Raw genomic sequence first — 19,368 nt, forward strand, 5'->3', positions numbered from 1 at the left:
CCCGGCCAGCCTCTCATCCGGACGCTCACAGGTCGAGCCGAGCAGCACAGCAGAGCTGCGAATACACCGATTGGTCCACCATCGGTCACCGACCACATCTCGTCGATCGACGTCCGCGGCGAACGCCGCCGGCGGTCGACCGGCGGCGTCCGCTTGCTCAGCAGGAGGTGTAACTGCCCTTGCTGCCCCAGGAGCAGGAGTCGATCTGCTTCCCGGCCGAGTCGCGCAGGTACGCGCTGTCGCCGGTGTTGTTCCAGATGTACGCGCCGGATCCCCAGTAGCGGTGGGTCGACGTGTTCTTGCCCTTTCCAGTGTGGATGTAGACACTCGCTCCGGCGGCGAGGCGGACGTCGCCACTGAAGGTGTAGACATGGCGCGCCTTGTCCCGCAGCGTCCAGGACTTCAGGTTGATGGTGCTCGACCGCCGGTTGGTGAGGCGGACGTACTCCGCGTTCAGGCTGGAATTCGAGCGGTTGTCGCTGCCGGGCGAGTTGTAGTAGACCTTGGTGATCTGCACCGACGGAGTCGCGGCCTGCGCCGGTCCGGCGGTGGCCAGCGTGGCAGCGAGCGTCCCGGCGAGCGCGAGCGCGAGACCGATCATCTTCTTCGTCATTCCGTCTCCTCACTCCGTGCGCCGGCCGACGAACGCCGACGCAGTCGTTCCACGTGTGACGTGGAGCGCTGACGCTAGCGGCGGGACGGGGCGGGCGTGGCCAGCGAGGAGGACGCGTCGCCAACTCGATCCGGGCGGTGGAGCGTGGTGCGCCGGTCGGTGCGCGGCGACGCTGCCCGGCAGTTCGGACCGGTCGACCTTCGGACGCGTCCGGACTCTCACCGGCCCGTCCATCCGGTCCGATGATCTCGTCGGTCGATCCGGCCGGTGGATCATCGCCGCCGATCCGGGCGGAAGCCGGGCTTGGCCGGTCAGCCGGTGGTGAGCGCGTCGCGGACCAGAGTCGTCACCGCGTCGAGGGGCCAGCCGTCCGCGACTCCGGGGCGCTGTGCCAGGTAGTCGGCGATCCGCTCGGCGGCCCAGCCGTGTGACTCGTGCAGCCCTCGGGCGATCATGCGCAGGTAGGCCGGTGCCGGTGGCCGGCACCGCACGGCCGACGCCGGCTCGGGGGCGGTGAAGGTGAGCAGCGGGACGCCGGCGCGCAGGCCGGGGCAGATCAGGGTCTCGTAGCGGCCGGGGCCGAGCGTCGCCCGCCCCTCGGCGACGGCGGTGTCGACTGCCGCGCCGGCCGCCGGGACGAGGTCGGCGGTGTCGCCGGTCGGGCGGTACATCTCCTGAGCGGCGATGTCGGTGAACTGCTCGATGGTGACCAGGTAGGCCCGTGCGGCGGCCTCGCCCGGCAGCTGCGGGTCATAGAACGCCATCCCGCCGGTCCACGCGCCGGACTCGCCGGCGAAGTAGATCCCGCCGGGCAGCCACACCGGCGCCGACCGGCTCGGTGGGCGGGGGTCGCGGCAACCCGGGTACGTCCGCCGGCCGCCGGGCGGGCAGCCGCCGACGATGTACCAGGCCAGCCGGGCGGCGTGCATGTTCGAGCCGTACGCGACGTACCAGACGGTGCCGGGCATGGGCGCTGCGATCAGAAGCCGCAGGTCTGGCCGGCCGAGTGGCTGACCTGCACGACGTGGGTCACGCAGCCGTCGGGCTCGATGCGGTGCAGCAGGAAGGCGGTCGGCTCGGCGACCCAGCCGATCACCCCGTCCGTGGCCATCGTGAGGGTGCTCTGCTTCCAGGTGCTGGGCGCCACGGTGAGCACCGTGCCCGCGTACCCCACGGTGACCGTGCGGTGCAGGTGCCCGGCGGCGACCCGCACGACGTGCCGGTGCCGGCCGACCACCTCGGCCAGCGCGGGCCCGTCGGCGAGCCGGATGGTGTCCGCCGCCGGGATGCCGACCGCGACCGGCGGGTGGTGCAGGAAGATCGCGGCGGGCACGTCGGGCCTACCGGAGAGCACGCCGTCGAGCCAGCCGAGCTGCTCCTCGCCCAGGTTGCCGCCGCCGCTGCCGGGGGTGAGCGAGTCGAGCACGACGACTGTCGCCGCCTCGTGGTCGACGTGGTAGTAGGCGGAGAACCCGCCGCCGAGCCAGGGCGTGCCGCCGAACGCGTCGAGCAGCGACTCCCGGTCGTCGTGGTTGCCGGCGGCCAGGTACACCGGAAGCGGGAACCGGCCGATCAGGTCGCGCAGCGCGGCGTACTCGTCGGGTCGGCCGTGGTCGACCAGGTCGCCGGTGATGACCACGCAGTCGGGTCGCGGGCGCAGGGCCAGCACCCGGCCGAGCGCCCGGTGCAGCCCGGCGGCGGGCTCGGCGGCGAGCAGGCCGGTGGTCACGTGCGGATCACTGAGCTGGGCGATGAGCATGAGTGCTCGCCTCCTCGGCGACGGGAGTTCCACGCTATCGCCCGCCGCCTCTTCCCACAGGCTGCGTCCACAGCCTGTGGATAGCACATGTGTACGAAGCCCGGAGGGTTCCCTCAGCGTGGGTACGCTTGATCGCGCAGACCCTCCCCTACCTGGAACGACGTGCGAGTGGATCATCAGCGAGTCATCCGTGACGTCACCGTCCGCCTGTCGATGGCGTCGACCGCGCCGGAGGCCTGTCGGCGGACGGTCGCCGCGCTGTCGCGCCACACCCCGGCCACCATCTCGGTGCTGCTCGAGGCCCACGACCGGCTGCGCTGCGTGGCGGCGACCGGCGCGTGGCAGGTCTTCGCGACCGTCCCGGCGCGCACCGGGATCGTCGGCCGGGTGTACGCCACAGACGTCGCGGCGGTGGTCCCGGACGTCACCGCCGACCCGGACTACCTTCCGGTACGCCCGGACGTGACAGCTGAGCTGTGCGTGCCGGTGCGCGACCCGGCGGGCCGGGTGATCGGCGTACTGGACCTGCAGTGGAGTGGGCCTGTCGACCTGGAGCCGTGGCGGGAGACCGCGCAGCGGCTGGCGGCCCGACTCGGCGCCCGCATCGCCGCAGTGGGCGGCCCTCCGTCAGAGAGCCGGAGCGAGAAGCTGCTCCGGCACGCCGCCGCGCTCTCCGCCGCGCCGACCGAGGAGGCCGTGATCGGCGCGGCGACCTCCGCCGCCCGGGAGGTGTCCACCCTCTCCACCGCGGTGCTGCTGACCGGCGGCCCGGAGGGCGCCCAGCTCGGGCCGCCGCCGCTGGCCGGGTGCGAGTTGGAGACCCGCATCCGGGCGGAGTTGGCCGAGGCGGGGCCGGAGGCTCTCGGCCGGATGATCGAGCGGGCGCACCGGTACGGCGCCGGGTACACGCTGGGCGAGGCGGGGCACCCGCCGACCGAGGACTACCGGCCGCTGACCCGGGCCGGGGTACGCACGCTGATCGCCGTTCCGGTGGGTCCGCCGGGCGCGGGTGGGGCGCTGCTCGTCGCCGACGAGCGGGCGCTGCGGCCGGACCCGACCACGGTCAGCCTGATGGAGCTGCTCGCCGGGCAGGTGTGGACCAGCCTGGACCGGCTGCGTACGCTCGCCCGGCTGCGGGAGCAGGCCAGCTCGGACCCGCTGACGGGGCTGCGGCACACCGGCCCGTTCGGGCAGCGGATCGCGGCGGCCACCCCGGGGCGTACGGCTCTGCTGGCGATCGACGTGGACGGCTTCAAGACGGTCAACGACACGTACGGCCATCAGGCCGGCGACCAGGTGCTGGTCGGGTTGGCCCGCGCGCTGGAGGGGGCGTTGCGGCACGGCGACGAGCTGTACCGGATCGGCGGCGACGAGTTCGTCGCGGTGATCGAGGTGAGCCGTCCGGAGGAGGCGGTCCGGATCGCCGAGCGGTTGACCGAGGCGGCTCGACGGACCGGTCGCACGATCAGCGTGGGCGTCGCGTTGCCCCGCCCCGGCGAATCCCCCGATGGCACCCTGCGAAGAGCCGACCAGGCCCTCTACGCGGTGAAGCGCCAGGGCCGCGACGGAGTCCACCTGGCCGCGGCGTGAACCCTCCCGCCGATCCTGCGCTTCCGGTCGTCGTCTTGTCGCTCTGATCCCTTGTGCCGGCGCAGACACCGCGAGATCGCCGCGCGGGGGGTCAGGCGGTGCGGAGTTCCTTGGCGAGGAGTTCGGCGATCTGGGCGGTGTTGAGGGCCGCGCCTTTGCGGAGGTTGTCGCCGGTGACGAAGAAGTCGAGGGCGCGCGGATCGTCCAGGGCGCGGCGGATCCGGCCGACCCACGACGGGTCGGTGCCGACCGCGTCGATCGGCATCGGGAACTCACCGGCGGCGGGGTCGTCGACCAGGATCACGCCGGGGGCGTTGCGCAGCGCCTCGCGGGCGCCCTCCGCGTCGACCTCGGTGGCGAAGACCGCGTGCACGGCCACCGAGTGGCCGGTCACCACCGGCACGCGCACGCAGGTGGCGCTGACCTTGAGGTCGGGCAGGCCGAGGATCTTCCGCGACTCGTTGCGGATCTTCATCTCCTCCGACGACCAGCCGCCGTCGGCCGACGAGCCGGCCCAGGGCACCACGTTGAGCGCCAGCGGCGCCGGGAACGGGCCCAGGTCGTCGCCGACCGCCTGGCGGACGTCGCCGGTGCGCGAGCCGAGCGCGCGATCCCCGGCGACCTTGGCGAGCTGGTCGTGCAGGATGTCCACGCCGGCCTGACCGGCGCCGGAGACCGCCTGGTAGGAGGCGAGCACCAGCTCCCGCAGACCGTACTCGCGGTGCAGGGGCGCGACCGCGACGATCATCGCGAGGGTGGTGCAGTTGGCGTTCGCGATGATGCCCCGGGGCCGGTTGCGGACCTGCTCGGGATTGATCTCCGGAACGACCAGCGGGACGTCCCGGTCCATCCGGAAGGCGCCGGAGTTGTCCACCGCGATCGCGCCACGGGCGACGGCGATGGGCGCCCACTCGGCGGAGACCTCGTCGGGCACGTCGAACATCGCCACGTCGACCCCGTCGAACGCCTCCGGGGTCAGCGCCTGGACGACGAGCTCCTCGCCCCGGCAGCGCACCCGCTTCCCGACCGAACGCTCGGAGGCGAGAAGCCGGATCTCACCCCAGACGTTGCGACGTCCGCTGAGCAACTCACACATCACGGTGCCGACGGCACCTGTCGCTCCGACCACGGCGAGGGTGGGCAGCGCCGTCATCGGCGCTACCTACCCGTCCCGGCGTAGACCACGGCTTCGGTGTCGCCGCCCAGCTCGAACTGATCGTGGATGGCGCGGACCGCGGCGTCGAGGTCGGTGTCCCGGCAGACGACGGAGACGCGGATCTCGGAGGTGGAGATCATCTCGATGTTGACCCCGGCAGCGCCGAGCGCGGCGAAGAAGCCGGCGGCCACGCCGGGGTGCGAGCGCATGCCGGCGCCGATCAGGGAGACCTTGCCGACGTGGTCGTCGTAGAGCAGGCCCTTGAACTTGACCGGCTCCTGGATCTTGCTGAGCGCGGCCATCGCGGTCGGGCCGTCGGCCTTGGGCAGCGTGAACGAGATGTCCGTACGGCCGGTGCCCTCGGTGGAGACGTTCTGCACGATCATGTCGATGTTGATCTCGGCGCCCGCGACGGTGTCGAAGATCCGCGCGGCGGCACCCGGCTCGTCGGGCACCCCGACGATCGTGATCTTGGCCTCGCTGCGGTCGTGCGCGACCCCGGTGATCAGTGCCTGCTCCACGGAAAGGTCCTCCATCGATCCGGTGACCATCGTGCCGGTGTTGGTCGAGTATGACGAACGGACGTGGATCGGCAACCCCGCCCGGCGGGCGTACTCCACGCTACGCAGGTGCAGCACCTTCGCGCCGCACGCGGCCAGCTCCAGCATCTCCTCGTAGGTGATGTCCTTGATGTGCCGGGCGTTGGGAACGATCCGCGGGTCGGCGGTGAAGATGCCGTCCACGTCGGTGTAGATCTCGCAGACGTCGGCGTGCAGCGCGGCGGCGAGCGCGACAGCCGTGGTGTCCGAGCCGCCGCGGCCCAGCGTGGTGACGTCCTTGGTGTCCTGCGAGACGCCCTGGAAACCGGCCACGATGACCACCGAGCCCTCGTCGAGCGCGCCCTTGAGCCGCCCCGGGGTGACATCGATGATCCGCGCCCGGCCGTGCACCGAGGTGGTGATCACACCGGCCTGCGAGCCGGTGAACGAGCGGGCCTCGTACCCCAGGTTGTGGATGGCCATGGCCAGCAGGGCCATGGAGATCCGCTCCCCGGCGGTGAGCAGCATGTCCAGCTCGCGGCCCGGCGGCAGCGGGCTGACCTGGTTGGCCAGGTCGAGCAGCTCGTCGGTGGTGTCCCCCATCGCGGAGACCACCACCACCACGTCGTCGCCGGCCTTGCGGGCGGCGACGATGCGCTCGGCCACCCGCTTGATCCGCTCGGCGTTGGCGACGGAGGACCCGCCGTACTTCTGCACCACGAGTGCCACGACGGTGCACTCCCTCCCAGTGACCCTGAGCGTGCCGACGCCGCCGGAACCGGGGCCGGCGGCGCGTGTCAGACCCCATGAGGGTATCGGGCGGGCCACGGCGGCGGGTCGGGTGATCCCACGATCCGGCCCGCGCGGCCGTGCGGGCAACGCGGGCGGCCAGGTCCGCGAGTTCGGGCGGTACGCCGAAAGGCCGCGCCCGACACGCCGGGGCGGACGGCTGCCCGCCGCTGCCCGCGCCTGGCCCGCACCCACCAGAATGGGCCGGTGCCCGTCCTCTTTCGCTCGGCCGGCCGCGTGCTCGGGCCGCTCGTGTTCGCCCTGCCGGCAGTCCTGGTCTCCTGCACCAGCGAGCGGCCTCCGCCTCCGCCGCCAGCCGACCCCGGCCCGGTCGAGGTGGACGCCACCCGGGACGAGCTGGCCGCCCTGGCCGCCGCCGCACAGGATCGCCACCTGGTGGCGCGCTACGTGTTCACCCGGACCGGCCAACCGGACCGCAGCATCGTGTTCACCAGCGCGAACGACGGCAGTTGGCGGGTCGACGTGCCGGGCGGGGCGCTGGGTGGCACCGCCGACGTCTCGCTGGCCGCGACCGGCGACGGGCTGTTCCAGTGCGCGCTGCCCTCGACCGGTCACCCGGAGCCGGCGCGCTGCGTACGCCTCGGCGAACGTGACGACGCCCTCCCGCGCCGGCTGGACCCCCGGATCCAGCATCCGCTCACCGACTGGCTGGACGTGCTGACCGACCGGCGCGCGCCGCTCGCGGTGGCCCTGGCCGCCACGCCCAAGGGGCTGACCGGCACCTGCTACTCGGTCGACTCCACCTCCGCCTCGCTGAACGCGCCGTTGGACGTCGGCATCTACTGCTACGACACCGACGGCACGCCGACAGGCGTCCGGACCGACGCCGGCACGCTGCGGCTGGCGGCCCCGCCCGGCCCGGCGCCCGCCACCGTGCAGCTCGCCGGGCCGGTGGTGGACGCGGAACCCCTCGACACGGCGGCCCCTCCGACGCCCGATCCGACACTCAGCCCGAGCGCGGGAACGTCCTGATCTTCATCCCGTTACGGGTGCTTTTGCCCACATCCCGTAGGCCCATGTTGAGTGGCGAATCACCCATACAGGACGATTCTCGGCATGGCTGACCTGACCCCGCTGCTCGCCTTCCGCTGGAGCCCTCGGGCCTTCGACCCGAGCGCCACCCTGACCTCGGACGAGGCGGCCTCGCTGCTGGAGGCCGCGCGGTGGGCGCCGTCGGCGGACAACGGGCAGCCCTGGCGGTTCGCCCTCGGCCACCGGGACGACCAGAACTGGAAACGGATCCTGATCAACCTTCCCGCCGACGACCAGGGCTGGGCCCGGCACGCCGCGACCCTGGTGGTCGGCGCGCACACCGGCGGCGACGCCGAGCGGGCCGCGTACGACCTCGGTCAGGCGATCGCCCACCTGACGCTGCAGGCCACCGCGCTCGGTCTGCACGTCCGCCAGCTCGTCCGCTTCGACCGGGCCGGCCTCGCCACCGAACTCGACCTGCCCGGCGGCGTCCGGCCGCTTGTGGTCGCCGCCGTCGGTCGGCTCGGAGATCCGTTCGCCCTCCCGGCCGAGCTGCGCGCCCGGGAGACCGGCCTGCGGCACCGCCGGCCGGTCGCCGACCTGCTGCTCGCCTGATCACCTGATCGGGTCAGCCGCCCCGCTGGCCCGCAGCAGAACCCCCGCGGCGTCGGTGTTGCGGTAGAGCACATGCCGACCCTGTCGGGACCGGCCGACCAGGCCGGCGGCGTGCAACGCGGCCAGGTGCTGCGAGACGTTTCCGGCCGACATCCCGGTGAGCCGGGCCAGGTCGGTGGTGGTGGTGGCCGTGTCGAGCAGGTGCAGCAGCGCGGCGCGACCGGGGCCGATCACCCGTGCCAGCGGGTCGCCGGGCGGTGGCGCGCTCGTCTCCCAGAGCGTCCCGACCGCCCGGACCGGGTACGCGGCGGCCGGCAACGAGTCCTCCAGCAGGTTCCACAGCACCCGGCGTTCGCTGAACACCGTCGGGTTCAGCGCCAACCCACGGTCCCGCAGGTCGAAGTCCCGCTCGAACGGGTCGTCGCTGACCACCCGGTCGCCGAGCCAGCGCAGGCTCGGGTGGAGCTGCTCGAAGAAGCGACCGGCGCCGTTCTCGGCGAGCTGGGCGGCCCGGTACGCCACGTCGGCGTCGAGCAGCGCGCGCATGCGCGGCCAGTCCGGGGCGATCGCCTCGTCGTACCAGACCCGCACCGCGTCGACGAGCTGCGGCAGCAGCCCCCGGGGGTCGGCGAGCAGCGCCCGCCCGAACGGACTGAGCGGCCGGCGCCCGGTCGTCGACAGCAGATCCTGGACCACCACGGCCGACGGCGTCGCCGCGATCTGGTCGAGCTGCTCGGTCACCTCCACGTTCGGGCGGGCCGCCGGGGTGAGGAAGTCGGGCAACGGGCAACCCCGCCAGGTCAGCTCCTTCAGCGGTCGGACCCGGGCGGCGACCTCGGGACGGCGCAGGGTCACCCGGGCCCGGTCGATCCAGGGCAGGTGCACCGGGTAGCGGATCGGGCTGGCCAGCGCCCACATGCTCATGACCGTCTCGTTGACCGGCGACACGGCGAGCCGCACTCTCGCGACGTCGGCCAGGCTGAACCGCAACTCGGACACGCGCCCTCCCCCGGGAGCAGGATTCGGTCCAGCCTAAAAGGCTCGACCGATCTATTCGGTCCCGGTTCACTTCTCGGCCATGGGGGCCAGAGAAACCATCCGCACCGCTGTCCACAACGTCGTACCGCCGGCCGGGCTGACCCGCGCGCTGGCCGTGCAGGCCATGGTCTACGCCGTCGGCAGCGGCCTGTTCCACGCCGGCAGCGCCGTCTTCTTCACCCGGGCACTCGGGCTCAGCGCCGCGCAGGTCGGTCTGGGCCTGTCCATCGCGGCGGGGGTGTCGCTGCTGGGCACGGTGCCGCTGGGCGGGCTCACCGACCGGTACGGACCGCAGCGGGTCTGGATCGTCGGGCTCGTGCTGGACGCGGCGCTCTTCGCGTCGTACCCGTTCGTGGGCGGCTTCGCGAGCTTCCTCGCCGTCGTGGTGGCGCTGGCGGCGGTGGACGCGTCGACAGGCGTGGCCCGGCAGGTCTACTCGATCAACGCGCTTCCGCCGGCCGAACGGGTCACCGCGATGGCGTACCAGCGCTCGTCGCTGAACGTCGGATTCGGGCTGGGCGCGGTGATCAGCGGCCTGGTGCTGGCGGTGGACACGATCGAGGCGTACCGCGCGATGGTCTGGTTCATCGCGGCGGTGATCCTGGTGACGGCCCTGTTCGTACGACGACTGCCCCGGCTGCCGCAGGTGGCCCGGCCGGTGGAGCCGATGGGTCGGCTCGCCGTGCTGCGGGACCGGCCGTTCATGGTGGTGTCCCTGCTGTCCGGGCTGCTCACCGCGCACGGGGTGCTCTACCTGACGGTGATGCCGCTGTGGATCCTCACCCACACCGACGCCCCGAAGACGGTGATCGCCGCCCTGGTGCTGCTCAACACGGTCCTGATCGTGCTGCTCCAGGTACGCGTCAGCCGGGGTGCCGACACCGCCGCCGGCGCGGCCCGGGCCTCTCGACGGGGTGCCCTGCTCATCGCCCTGGCCTGCCTGGTCCTGCCGATCTCCGGGGTCACCCGGGGCCCGCTCACCGTCGTGGTGCTGGTGGCCGCCGCGACGCTGCTGATCCTGGCCGAGCTGATCCAGTCGGCGGGCGCCTGGGGGCTCACCGCCACCCTCCCGCCGGACGACCAGCGCGGCGCGTACGTGGGGGCGCTGCGGCTCGGCGAGCAGGTGCAGTACCTGATCGCCCCCGCGGGGCTGACCGCGCTCGGCGTGACCACCGGCGGCTGGGGTTGGTTACCGACGGCAGCGATCTTCGTGCTGGTCGGAGCGGCGATCGTGCCCGCCGTGGCCTGGGCCGGACGGACGCCGAGGCTGGGTGCCGAGGTCCAGGAGCAGACCATGACGCCGGTCCCATAGTCCGGACCGGCCTTTCCACCCCCGGTTCCATCACGTAGGGTGACCTGGTCATGTGGCGGGCGCTTCTTCTCCTTAGCCGCCGCGACGGGGCCTGACCGGCCGGCACCTCGTCGCGGAGTCGCATCGCGCCGTCCAGCACATCTGAGTTTCCTCTCGGCACCGCCGCGCACCGTCGCCCGGCACCTCGCCGACACCTTCCGATCTGCTGACGCCACATGTTCCAGGGAGCACTCTGAGATGGCTCAACCTGTCACCGACGCCGAGACCGATCCGATCGCCCGGCAGCGCCCCAGCCGGATGCCGTACCACCGCTACCAGCCCTACCGGGAGCAGTTCCGGATCGACCTGCCGGATCGCACCTGGCCCACCCGCACCATCGAGGCCGCCCCGCGCTGGTGCGCGGTGGATCTCCGGGACGGCAACCAGGCGCTGATCGACCCGATGTCGCCCGAGCGCAAGCGGCGGATGTTCCAGCTGCTGGTCCAGATGGGCTACAAGGAGATCGAGGTCGGCTTCCCGTCGGCCAGCCAGACCGACTTCGACTTCGTCCGGCAGCTCATCGAGCAGGACATGATCCCGGACGACGTCACCATCCAGGTGCTCACCCAGTGCCGGGAGCACCTGATCGACCGGACGTTCGAGTCGCTGCGCGGCGCGAAGCGGGCCATCGTGCACTTCTACAACTCGACCTCCACCCTCCAGCGGCGGGTGGTCTTCGGCCTGGACAAGGACGGCATCGCCGACATCGCCACCAGCGGTGCGCGGCTCTGCCAGAAGTACGCGGAGATCCACACCCCGGACACCGAGATCTTCTACGAGTACTCGCCGGAGTCGTACACGGGCACCGAGCTGGAGTACGCGCTGGAGGTCTGCTCCCGGGTGATCGACGTGATCGACCCGACGCCGGACCGGCCGCTGATCATCAACCTGCCGGCCACCGTCGAGATGGCCACCCCGAACGTGTACGCCGACTCGATCGAGTGGATGCACCGGCACCTGCCGCGCCGGGACAGCGTGGTGCTGAGCCTGCACCCGCACAACGACCGGGGCACCGGGGTCGCCGCCGCCGAGCTGGGCCTGCTGGCCGGCGCGGACCGGATCGAGGGCTGCCTGTTCGGCAACGGCGAGCGCACCGGCAACGTCGACCTGGTGACGTTGGGGCTCAACCTCTTCTCCCAGGGCATCGACCCGATGATCGACTTTTCGAACATCGACGAGATCCGGCGGGCCGTCGAGTACTGCAACCAGCTCCCGGTGCACGAGCGCCACCCGTACGCGGGCGACCTGGTCTACACCGCGTTCTCCGGCTCCCACCAGGACGCCATCAAGAAGGGCTTCGACGCCCTCGCCGCCGACGCGAAGGCGGCCGGCGTGCCGATGGACGAGCACACCTGGGCGGTGCCGTACCTGCCGATCGACCCGAAGGACCTGGGCCGCACCTACGAGGCAGTCATCCGGGTCAACTCGCAGTCCGGCAAGGGCGGCGTCGCGTACATCATGAAGAGCGAGCACCAGCTGGACCTGCCCCGCCGGCTCCAGATCGAGTTCTCCGGGGTCGTGCAGCAGGTCACCGACCACGACGGCGGCGAGGTCGACCCGCGCGCCATGTGGGAGATCTTCGCGACGCACTACCTGCTCGACCACCAGCCCGACCCGGCGGTCCGGTTCGCCGGCTACACGATCGGCACCGCCGACGGCAAGGTCGAGATCGAGGCACAGGTCGGCGTGGGCGGCGAGCAACGGTCGCTCACCGCGGTCGGCAACGGCCCGATCGACGCGTACGTCAACGCGCTCCAGTCGGTCGGGGTGGGCGTCCGGGTGCTCGACTACCACGAGCACGCGCTGTCCTCCGGTGGGGACGCGCAGGCCGCCGCCTATGTGGAGTGCGAGGTGGACGGTCGGACGGTCTGGGGTGTCGGCACCGACGCCAACATCGTCACCGCGTCGATCAAGGCGGTCACCAGCGCCGTCAACCGCGCGCGCGGCTGATCGCACGCGCCGCGCCCCCGAGGTGGTTCGCTACCTCGGGGGTGTGGCGGCGGGCATCGAGTGGCAGGGCTGCGACGGCGGGGCCGCCCGGGGCGGTCGGTGCACCAGCACGAGAGCCAGCACCGCTCCGGCCAGCAGCAGCCCCGCACACCAGGCGAGCGCTCCCCGGAACGCGTCGGTCAGCTCGGTCTTCTGCTCGTACCCGCCGCCGGAGAGGCCGACCAGCAGCGGCAGCGCGGCCACCGCGAGCAGACCGCCCGCTCGGGACGCGGCGTTGTTGAAGCCGCTGGCCACCCCGGAGAACCGGTCCTCGACCGCGGCGAGCACCGACGCGGTCAGCGGCGCCACCACCAGGGTCAGCCCGAGGCCGAAGAGCAGCACCCCGGGCAGCACGTCGGTCCAGTACGACGCGCCCGGGCCGACGCCGCGCAGCAGCAGCAGACCGGCGGCGGCCACCACCGGCCCGACGGTCAGCGGCAGCCGGGGGCCGATCCGCGCCGACAGCGCGCCCGCCCGGGCCGACCCGATGAGCAGCAGCACCGTCATCGGCAGCAGCGAGATCCCGGTGCGGAAGGCCGACCACTCGACCACGTTCTGCAGGTAGACGGCGAAGAAGAAGGTGAAGCCGTTGAGCGCCGCGTAGACCACCACGGTGAAGATGTTCAGGACGGAGAAGAGCCGGCTGCCGAACAGCCCGGTGGGCAGCATCGCCGTGTCGCCGCGCCGCCGTTCCAGCAGGACGAAGGCCACCGCGGCCACCACCCCGGCCAGCGCGGAGATCAGCACCGACGCCGAGGTGAAGCCCCGCGCGGGCGCGTCGATCAGGGCGTACGTGACGCCGGCGAGCGCCAGCGCGCCGAGCAGCGCCCCGGCCACGTCGAACCGGCGTCGGGTCCGGCCCGGCCCCTGCGTCCGGGAGGCGTTCTCGTCGCGACTCTCCGGCACCCAGCGGGCGGTGGCCAGCACCACCAGCACGGCGATCGGCAGGTTCAGGAAGAAGATCCACCGCCACGACAGCGCGTCGATCAGCCAGCCACCGAGGAACGGGCCCAGCGCGGTGGACACACCGGACAACCCGGCCCAGGCGCCGATCGCCTTCCCCCGGTCGTCCGGGTGGAAGCTGGCCTGGAGCACCGACAGGGAGCCGGGGGTGAGCAGCGCCCCGCCAGCGCCCTGGAGGAACCGGGCCCCGATCAGCCAACCGGTGCCCTGGGACAGCCCGCACAGCACCGAGGCCAGGGTGAACCACGCCACGCCGATCAGGAAGACCCGTCGTCGGCCGAAGCGGTCCCCGAGCGCCCCACCGAGCAGCACGAACGCCGCCAGCATCAGCAGGTACCCGTTCACGGTCCACTGGAGATCGGCCACGTTGGCCCCGAGATCCTGGCCGAGTTTCGGCAGCGCCACGTTGACGACGGTGCTGTCGAGGAAGACCATGCCGGAGGCGAGCACCGCGGCGAGCAGCGTCCCCCGGCCGGCGGCGGTGCCCATCCGCAGAGCGGGCGACGGTACGGCTGTGGTCATCTCACCAATCTGCCTTGCACGATGTGGGAGACGCCACGAAACGCCGAAACCATGCCCGGGTACTGTGCGCAATCGCCGGGAGCCCGCAAGCTGGAGAGGTGTCGTCTGTGCGTACCAGATCAGGACCGCGCGCGGCGGTGACCGCGCTCGTCGCGGCGCTGGCGCTCGGCGTAGCCGGTTGCGTCCCTCCGGACGAGACCGGAACGCCGCCACCACCGACGGACGGCGGCAACGCGGCGCAGCAGCTGGGCCAGCTGACCGTCGCCAACGCCGGCTCGATGAAGGGCTACAGCCGCGACCGCTTTCCGCACTGGCGGAACACGGGTAAGAACTGCGACGTGCGGGACAGCATCCTGCAACGCGACGGCAAGGACGTGAAGCTGTCCGGCTGCAACGTCGTCGGCGGTCGCTGGGAGAGCGCGTACGACGGTCGCAGCGCCACCGATCCCTCCGACGTGGACATCGACCACATGGTGCCGTTGGCCAACGCGTGGCGGTCGGGCGCCGACGAGTGGGACGACGCGAAGCGCGGCGACTTCGCCAACGACACGACCCGGCCGCAGCTCCTCGCGGTTTCCGCGTCCTCCAATCGGGCAAAGGGTGACCAGGACCCGTCCCAGTGGAAACCGGCGAACCGGTCGTACTGGTGCCAATACGCCAAAGACTGGGTGACGGTCAAGCACCACTGGCGGCTGACGGTGACCAGTGCCGAGAAGGCCGCCCTGACCGACATGCTGGAGGGCTGCTGATGAGCGAGGGAGCCGTGACAGGCGGCGAGGCGAAGGGTGACACAGGCCCGGCCGCGGCGGGCATGACGGCGGATGGCAGCGCCGAACCCTCGGCCGCCTTGCCGGGGGCCGGCATGGTCGCCGATTCCGACGGCGCCGGTGGCCCGCAGAGCCGCACGGCCGACATCGTGCCCGGTCCGGGCGGGGTCATGACCGACGAGGTCGGGGTGGTCACCGGCGAGCTGACCCTGCGCACCGAGTACGCCGACGGCAAGGTCACGCTGCGGGTGCAGTACAAGGACGCGGACGAGTGGTACGCGGTGACCGGCGGCTCGGTGCCGCTCGCCGACCCGGCGGGGCTGGACGCGGTGCACGCCGTGGCGGTGGCCCTGCTGCACCGCCCGGAGGGCTGACGCCACACCCGGGCACCGTCGACCCGTGAGACCGGGGGCCGTCCTGTGGCAGGACGGCCCCCGGTCTCGTCACGGCGTCGGGATCAACTCACTGCGGCATCACGGCGCCGGATCACCTCACTGTGTCGTCACGGCGTCGGGATCAACTCACCCGGCGGGTCGAGCGGGCCGGTGCCCTCGGCCGGGCGCACCAGCTCCACCTCGACCTCGTGCGGCCGGATCCGGCCGGCGGCGATGTCCTCGGCGAAGTGGCAGGCCACCCGGTGCCCGCCGACCACGTCACGCAGCGCCGGCCGCTCGCTGGCACAGCGGGTCGGCTGCGCCCACGGGCACCGGGTGTGGAACCGGCAGCCCGACGGCGGGTTGGTGGGCGAGGGTAGGTCGCCGGCGAGCAGGATGCGCTCCCGACGGTCCTCGACGACCGGGTCGGGCACCGGCACCGCGGACATCAGCGCCCGGGTGTACGGGTGCATCGGCTCGCGGTAGAGGTCGTCGCTGGACGCCTCCTCCACCAGACCACCCAGGTACATGACGCCCACCGTGTCGGCGATGTGCCGGACCACCGCCAGGTCGTGCGCGATGATCAGGTACGTCAAGCCCCGCTCGTTCTGCAGATCCTCGAGCAGGTTCAGCACCTGCGCCTGGATCGACACGTCCAGTGCGGAGACCGGCTCGTCGGCGACGATCAGGTCCGGGTTGAGCACCAGGGCCCGGGCGATGCCGATCCGCTGGCGCTGGCCGCCGGAGAACTCGTGCGGGTACTTGCTGAGAGCCGACGCGGGCAGGCCCACCGCCTCCAGCGTCTCGCGCAACCGCCGGTTCGTCTCGGCCTTGTCGCCGGCCAGCCCGTGCGCCTTGAGGCCCTCCACGAGCAGCGACTCCACCGACTGTCGAGGGTCGAGGCTGGAGAGCGGATCCTGGAAGATCATCTGCATGCGGCGGCGGGCGTGCCGCATCGCCTCGCCCTTGAGGGAGCGGACGTCGGTGCCGTCGAAGACGATCTCGCCGTCGGTGGGCTCGACGAGCCGGAGCAGGCCACGGCCCAGCGTCGACTTGCCGCAGCCCGACTCGCCGACCAGGCCGTACGTCTCGCCCTTGCGGATGCTCAGCGACACGCCGTCGACGGCGTAGACGTAGCCGATGGTCCGGTCGAAGAGCAGACCGCTCTTGATCGGAAAGTGGACCTTGACGTCGCGCAGCTCGATCAGCGGGGTGGTCTCTTCGGTCATCGGGCCGCCACCTCCTCGGAGACGGGGTTGTTGCAGCGCAGGTCGCCGCCGGTGGCGGTGGGTTCGAGCGGCGGAGGCCCCTCCAGGCACGCGTCCACGACGTTGTCGCACCGCGGGGCGAACGCGCACCCCTCGGTCCACGGAATGTTGTCGGAGACCGACCCGCGGATCGCGTGCAGCCGCTCACCGCGCGGTGAGTCCAGCCGCGGCACCGAGTTGAGCAACCCGTGGGTGTACGGGTGCCGGGCGTGCGCGAACAGCTCGTGCCGTCGGGCCCGCTCCACGACCTTGCCGCCGTAGAGCACGTTGACGGTGTCACAGAGCCCGGCCACCACGCCCAGGTCGTGCGTGATCATCACGAGCGCGGTGCCGGTGTCGTCGACCAACTGCTTGAGCAGGGTGAGGATCTGCGCCTGGATGGTCACGTCGAGCGCGGTGGTCGGCTCGTCGGCGATCAGCAGTCGAGGCTTGCAGGCCAGGGCGATGGCGATCAGCGCGCGCTGGCGCATTCCGCCGGAGATCTGGTGCGGGTACTCGCTGAGTCGCCGTTGCGGGTCGGGAATCCCGACGGCGTCGAGCAGGTCGCGTGCCTCCCGCAGCGCCTGCTTGCGGTCCCGGCCCTGGTGGCGTTCCAGCACCTCGGCCACCTGGACGCCGATCGGGATGACCGGGTTCAGCGACGACAACGGGTCCTGGAAGATCATGCTGATCTCCCGGCCGCGCCGGTCCCGCATGTCGTCCGGTCGCAGCTTCAGCAGGTCGGCGCCCTCGAAGAGCACCTCCCCGGTGACCTTGTTGCCCCGCTTGGGCAGCAGGCCCATGATGGCCAGGCTGGTCACGCTCTTGCCGCAGCCGGACTCACCGACCAGGCCGACGGTCTGCCCCGGCTCCACGGTGAAGCTGACCTTGTCGACGGCGGTGAAGGGCCGCTCGCCCCGCCGCTGGAACACGACGCTCAGGTCACGGACGTCGAGCAGGCTCATCGGGTCACTTCCTCTCGCCGGCTCACGCCGGCCGTGCTGATTGCGCGCACCGCGGTCACCGCCGGTTCTTCGGGTCGATCGCCTCGCGCATCGCCTCACCCAGCAGGGTGAAGCCGAGCGCGACCACGATGATCGCGAGCGCCGGGTAGTACGCCAGCTCCGGACGGACCTCGAAGTAGCGCTGACCGTCCACGCCGAGCATCAGGCCCCACTCGGCCCGGTTGATGTCCGGGTCGCCGAGGCCCAGGAACGAGAGCGCCGCGGCGTCCAGGATGGCCACCGCGAAGGTCAGGGTGGCCTGCACGATCACGGCGGTCAGTGAGTTGGGCAGCATGTGCCGCAGCACGATGTTGCGCTCCTTGACGCCGAGCGCGCGGGCGGCGAGCACGTGGTCGCTCTCCCGCTGGGCAAGCATCGAGCCGCGCAGCAGTCGGGCGAAGATCGGCACGTTGACGATGGCCACCGCGAAGATGACCGTCCACTGGCTCGATCGGCTGGCCATCGCGACCAGGGTGATCGCGAGCAGCAGGCTCGGCAGGGCCAGCATCACGTCGGTGAGTCGCATCAGGACGACGTCGACCCAACCGCCGAAGGCGCCGGCGACCGCGCCGATCAGCACACCGAGAGCCAGACCGATGAGGGTGGCGAGCACGCCCACGAACAGCGTCTGCCGCGCCCCGTAGATCATCCGGGTCAGGAAGTCCCGGCCGAGCGGGTCGGAGCCGAGCGGGAAGTCACCGCTGGCGCCCGGGATGCTGTCCACGGTGAGGTTCTTCGTGAGCTCCTCGAAGCGCTGCACCGGGTCGTGCGGCGCGATGAGCGGGGCGAAGATCGCCACCAGGACGAACAGTCCGACGATGCTGGCGCCGACGATGGCGACCGGGTTGCGCCGCAGCCGGCGCACGGCGTCGCGGACAAGGCTGATGCCGCCCCGGTCGGACGCGCTGGCGCGGGCCAACTCGTCCAGTCGTGCCTTCTTGCGGTCGCCGAGCACGCCGATGCTGCGTTCGCTCATGCCGGGGCGGGGCTTGTCGTCCCCGCTGCGGGGCGTCGGCGCTCCGGCCTGGGTGATGGGGTCACTCATCGCACACGCACCCTGGGGTCGATGAAGGCGTAGGAGAGGTCGACCAGCAGGTTGACCACCACGAAGACCAGCGCCGCGAGCAGGATGATCGCCTGGAGCACCGGGTAGTCCCGGCCGCCGCTGATCGAGTCAGTGATCAGCGTGCCGATGCCACCCCAGTTGTAGACCTTCTCGGTGAGCACCGCGCCGGAGAGGAGCGCGCCGGTCTGCAGGCCGATGGTGGTGACCACCGGGAGCAGCGCGTTGCGCAGGATGTGCCGGCCGCGGATGGTGCGGTGCCGCAGGCCCTTGGCCTCGGCGGTCCGCACGTAGTCCTCGTTGAGGACGTCGAGCACGCTGGCCCGGGTGATCCGCACGATCACCGCCAGCGGGATGGTGGCGAGCGTGATCGCCGGCAGGATCAGGTGCCACAGCGCGTCCGCGCTGGCGTCGAACTCCCGGGTGAGCAGGCCGTCGAGCACGAAGAAGCCGGTGACGTGGGTGTTGTCCAGACCCGTGGTGAGCCGTCCGGACGGCGGGAACCAGTGGATGTTCTGGGTGAAGACGTCCTTGAGCAGATAGCCCAGGAAGAAGATCGGGATGGAGATGCCGAGCAGGGTGCCGGCGATGGTGAGGTTGTCCAGCGATCGTCCGCGCCAGCGAGCGGCGAGGTAGCCGAGCGGCACCCCGAGTCCGACCGCGATGATCATCGCGGCGAGGGCCAGTTCGATGGTGGCCGGGAAGGCGCGGCTGATGACCTCGGTGACCGGGTCACCGGTCCGGATCGAGTTGCCGAAGTCGCCGGTGACGACTCGCTGCATGAACTTGCCGTACTGCACCAGGATCGGCTGGTCGTAGCCGAGCGCCTTGGTCAGCAGCACGCGGCGCTCGGGCGTGGCCCGCTCGCCGAGCAGCGCCTCGACCGGGCCACCGGGCAGGTTCCGCAGCCAGATGAAGATCAGCGCCGACAGCGCTATGAGGGTCACCACCAGCTGCAACAGGCGGCGGACTATGACTCGCAACATCTCTCACACA

Annotated in this window: 18 protein-coding genes; 7 read left to right on the forward strand and 11 right to left on the reverse strand. The window is 72.0% G+C overall.

Annotated features, from left to right (window positions below; genetic code table 11):
* Positions 1-157 precede the first annotated feature (157 nt).
* The 3 genes from ABZT87_RS14570 to ABZT87_RS14580 all read right to left on the reverse strand — a co-directional run bounded on the left by ABZT87_RS14570 (position 158) and on the right by ABZT87_RS14580 (position 2,372).
* On the reverse strand, positions 158-613 hold the full coding sequence (locus tag ABZT87_RS14570) for a lamin tail domain-containing protein (protein ID WP_354856495.1): 456 nt from the start codon (positions 611-613) through the stop codon (positions 158-160).
* A gap of 311 nt (positions 614-924) precedes the next feature.
* Positions 925-1,581 carry a histone deacetylase gene (locus ABZT87_RS14575; RefSeq protein ID WP_354856493.1) on the reverse strand — a complete coding sequence of 219 codons (657 nt, stop codon included), beginning with the start codon at positions 1,579-1,581 and terminating at the stop codon, positions 925-927.
* Between the two features lie 11 nt (positions 1,582-1,592).
* Positions 1,593-2,372: a phosphodiesterase gene (locus ABZT87_RS14580; protein WP_355135844.1), complete on the reverse strand. Its 780-nt coding sequence runs from the start codon at positions 2,370-2,372 to the stop codon at positions 1,593-1,595.
* Between the two features lie 168 nt (positions 2,373-2,540).
* On the opposite strand from ABZT87_RS14580, the gene ABZT87_RS14585 reads away from it, so the two are divergent.
* Positions 2,541-3,962: a sensor domain-containing diguanylate cyclase gene (locus tag ABZT87_RS14585; RefSeq protein ID WP_355064871.1), complete on the forward strand. Its 1,422-nt coding sequence runs from the start codon at positions 2,541-2,543 to the stop codon at positions 3,960-3,962.
* Between the two features lie 91 nt (positions 3,963-4,053).
* Here the strand turns inward: ABZT87_RS14585 and ABZT87_RS14590 are convergent, their stop codons facing one another.
* Positions 4,054-5,115, reverse strand: coding sequence for an aspartate-semialdehyde dehydrogenase (locus ABZT87_RS14590; RefSeq protein ID WP_354856484.1), 1,062 nt, complete (start codon positions 5,113-5,115; stop codon positions 4,054-4,056).
* Positions 5,116-5,120: 5 nt separating this feature from the next.
* Positions 5,121-6,386: an aspartate kinase gene (locus ABZT87_RS14595; RefSeq protein ID WP_354856481.1), complete on the reverse strand. Its 1,266-nt coding sequence runs from the start codon at positions 6,384-6,386 to the stop codon at positions 5,121-5,123.
* A gap of 267 nt (positions 6,387-6,653) precedes the next feature.
* On the opposite strand from ABZT87_RS14595, the gene ABZT87_RS14600 reads away from it, so the two are divergent.
* Together ABZT87_RS14600 and ABZT87_RS14605 are read left to right on the forward strand one after the other, a co-directional pair.
* Entirely contained in the window at positions 6,654-7,439 is a 786-nt protein-coding gene (locus ABZT87_RS14600; RefSeq protein ID WP_355135846.1) for a hypothetical protein, read from the forward strand.
* Positions 7,440-7,523: 84 nt separating this feature from the next.
* Positions 7,524-8,054: a nitroreductase family protein gene (locus tag ABZT87_RS14605; protein ID WP_354856475.1), complete on the forward strand. Its 531-nt coding sequence runs from the start codon at positions 7,524-7,526 to the stop codon at positions 8,052-8,054.
* On the opposite strand, the gene ABZT87_RS14610 is transcribed toward ABZT87_RS14605, so the two are convergent.
* Entirely contained in the window at positions 8,055-9,053 is a 999-nt protein-coding gene (locus tag ABZT87_RS14610; protein ID WP_355135848.1) for an ArsR family transcriptional regulator, read from the reverse strand.
* Positions 9,054-9,132: 79 nt separating this feature from the next.
* Between ABZT87_RS14610 and ABZT87_RS14615 the strand changes: the two genes are divergently transcribed.
* Positions 9,133-10,404: an MFS transporter gene (locus ABZT87_RS14615; protein WP_355135850.1), complete on the forward strand. Its 1,272-nt coding sequence runs from the start codon at positions 9,133-9,135 to the stop codon at positions 10,402-10,404.
* A gap of 237 nt (positions 10,405-10,641) precedes the next feature.
* Positions 10,642-12,393 carry a 2-isopropylmalate synthase gene (gene leuA / locus ABZT87_RS14620; protein ID WP_355135852.1) on the forward strand — a complete coding sequence of 584 codons (1,752 nt, stop codon included), beginning with the start codon at positions 10,642-10,644 and terminating at the stop codon, positions 12,391-12,393.
* A gap of 30 nt (positions 12,394-12,423) precedes the next feature.
* On the opposite strand, the gene ABZT87_RS14625 is transcribed toward leuA, so the two are convergent.
* Positions 12,424-13,917 (reverse strand): MFS transporter, encoded by a 1,494-nt coding sequence (locus ABZT87_RS14625; protein ID WP_355135854.1) that lies wholly within the window; start codon positions 13,915-13,917, stop codon positions 12,424-12,426.
* A gap of 107 nt (positions 13,918-14,024) precedes the next feature.
* Between ABZT87_RS14625 and ABZT87_RS14630 the strand changes: the two genes are divergently transcribed.
* Together ABZT87_RS14630 and ABZT87_RS14635 are read left to right on the forward strand one after the other, a co-directional pair.
* Complete coding sequence (locus ABZT87_RS14630; RefSeq protein WP_355135856.1) at positions 14,025-14,666, forward strand: HNH endonuclease family protein; 642 nt, start codon at positions 14,025-14,027, stop codon at positions 14,664-14,666.
* Positions 14,666-15,058, forward strand: a complete 393-nt coding sequence (locus ABZT87_RS14635; protein WP_355135858.1) for a hypothetical protein — start codon at positions 14,666-14,668, stop codon at positions 15,056-15,058. The genes ABZT87_RS14630 and ABZT87_RS14635 overlap by 1 nt, the downstream gene beginning before the upstream one ends.
* 128 nt (positions 15,059-15,186) lie before the next feature.
* On the opposite strand, the gene ABZT87_RS14640 is transcribed toward ABZT87_RS14635, so the two are convergent.
* From ABZT87_RS14640 to ABZT87_RS14655, 4 genes are all read right to left on the reverse strand, one after another.
* A complete protein-coding gene (locus tag ABZT87_RS14640; protein ID WP_354856455.1) occupies positions 15,187-16,287 on the reverse strand; it encodes an oligopeptide/dipeptide ABC transporter ATP-binding protein in 1,101 nt (366 codons plus the stop codon).
* The gene (locus tag ABZT87_RS14645; protein ID WP_354856452.1) at positions 16,284-17,270 is read right to left on the reverse strand and encodes an ABC transporter ATP-binding protein; all 987 of its coding nucleotides are present in this window, start codon (positions 17,268-17,270) and stop codon (positions 16,284-16,286) included. The genes ABZT87_RS14640 and ABZT87_RS14645 overlap by 4 nt, the downstream gene beginning before the upstream one ends.
* 55 nt (positions 17,271-17,325) lie before the next feature.
* Positions 17,326-18,285: an ABC transporter permease gene (locus ABZT87_RS14650; protein WP_354856549.1), complete on the reverse strand. Its 960-nt coding sequence runs from the start codon at positions 18,283-18,285 to the stop codon at positions 17,326-17,328.
* 65 nt (positions 18,286-18,350) lie between these two features.
* Positions 18,351-19,358 carry an ABC transporter permease gene (locus ABZT87_RS14655; RefSeq protein ID WP_354856450.1) on the reverse strand — a complete coding sequence of 336 codons (1,008 nt, stop codon included), beginning with the start codon at positions 19,356-19,358 and terminating at the stop codon, positions 18,351-18,353.
* Between the last annotated feature and the right edge of the window lie 10 nt (positions 19,359-19,368).

Origin of the sequence: Micromonospora sp. NPDC005237 (genome assembly GCF_040607775.1) — a bacterium.
In the GTDB taxonomy this organism is placed as follows: domain Bacteria; phylum Actinomycetota; class Actinomycetes; order Mycobacteriales; family Micromonosporaceae; genus Micromonospora.

What these genes read in the sequence shown, in the direction of transcription:
- ABZT87_RS14650 (WP_354856549.1), bottom strand. Translation starts at nt 18,285, where the DNA reads ATGAGCGAACGCAGCATCGGCGTGCTCGGCGACCGCAAGAAGGCACGA.
- leuA (WP_355135852.1), top strand. Translation starts at nt 10,642, where the DNA reads ATGGCTCAACCTGTCACCGACGCCGAGACCGATCCGATCGCCCGGCAG.
- ABZT87_RS14570 (WP_354856495.1), bottom strand. Translation starts at nt 613, where the DNA reads ATGACGAAGAAGATGATCGGTCTCGCGCTCGCGCTCGCCGGGACGCTC.
- ABZT87_RS14615 (WP_355135850.1), top strand. Translation starts at nt 9,133, where the DNA reads ATGGGGGCCAGAGAAACCATCCGCACCGCTGTCCACAACGTCGTACCG.
- ABZT87_RS14625 (WP_355135854.1), bottom strand. Translation starts at nt 13,917, where the DNA reads ATGACCACAGCCGTACCGTCGCCCGCTCTGCGGATGGGCACCGCCGCC.
- ABZT87_RS14605 (WP_354856475.1), top strand. Translation starts at nt 7,524, where the DNA reads ATGGCTGACCTGACCCCGCTGCTCGCCTTCCGCTGGAGCCCTCGGGCC.
- ABZT87_RS14655 (WP_354856450.1), bottom strand. Translation starts at nt 19,358, where the DNA reads ATGTTGCGAGTCATAGTCCGCCGCCTGTTGCAGCTGGTGGTGACCCTC.
- ABZT87_RS14635 (WP_355135858.1), top strand. Translation starts at nt 14,666, where the DNA reads ATGAGCGAGGGAGCCGTGACAGGCGGCGAGGCGAAGGGTGACACAGGC.
- ABZT87_RS14640 (WP_354856455.1), bottom strand. Translation starts at nt 16,287, where the DNA reads ATGACCGAAGAGACCACCCCGCTGATCGAGCTGCGCGACGTCAAGGTC.
- ABZT87_RS14580 (WP_355135844.1), bottom strand. Translation starts at nt 2,372, where the DNA reads ATGCTCATCGCCCAGCTCAGTGATCCGCACGTGACCACCGGCCTGCTC.
- ABZT87_RS14575 (WP_354856493.1), bottom strand. Translation starts at nt 1,581, where the DNA reads ATGCCCGGCACCGTCTGGTACGTCGCGTACGGCTCGAACATGCACGCC.
- ABZT87_RS14645 (WP_354856452.1), bottom strand. Translation starts at nt 17,270, where the DNA reads ATGAGCCTGCTCGACGTCCGTGACCTGAGCGTCGTGTTCCAGCGGCGG.
- ABZT87_RS14590 (WP_354856484.1), bottom strand. Translation starts at nt 5,115, where the DNA reads ATGACGGCGCTGCCCACCCTCGCCGTGGTCGGAGCGACAGGTGCCGTC.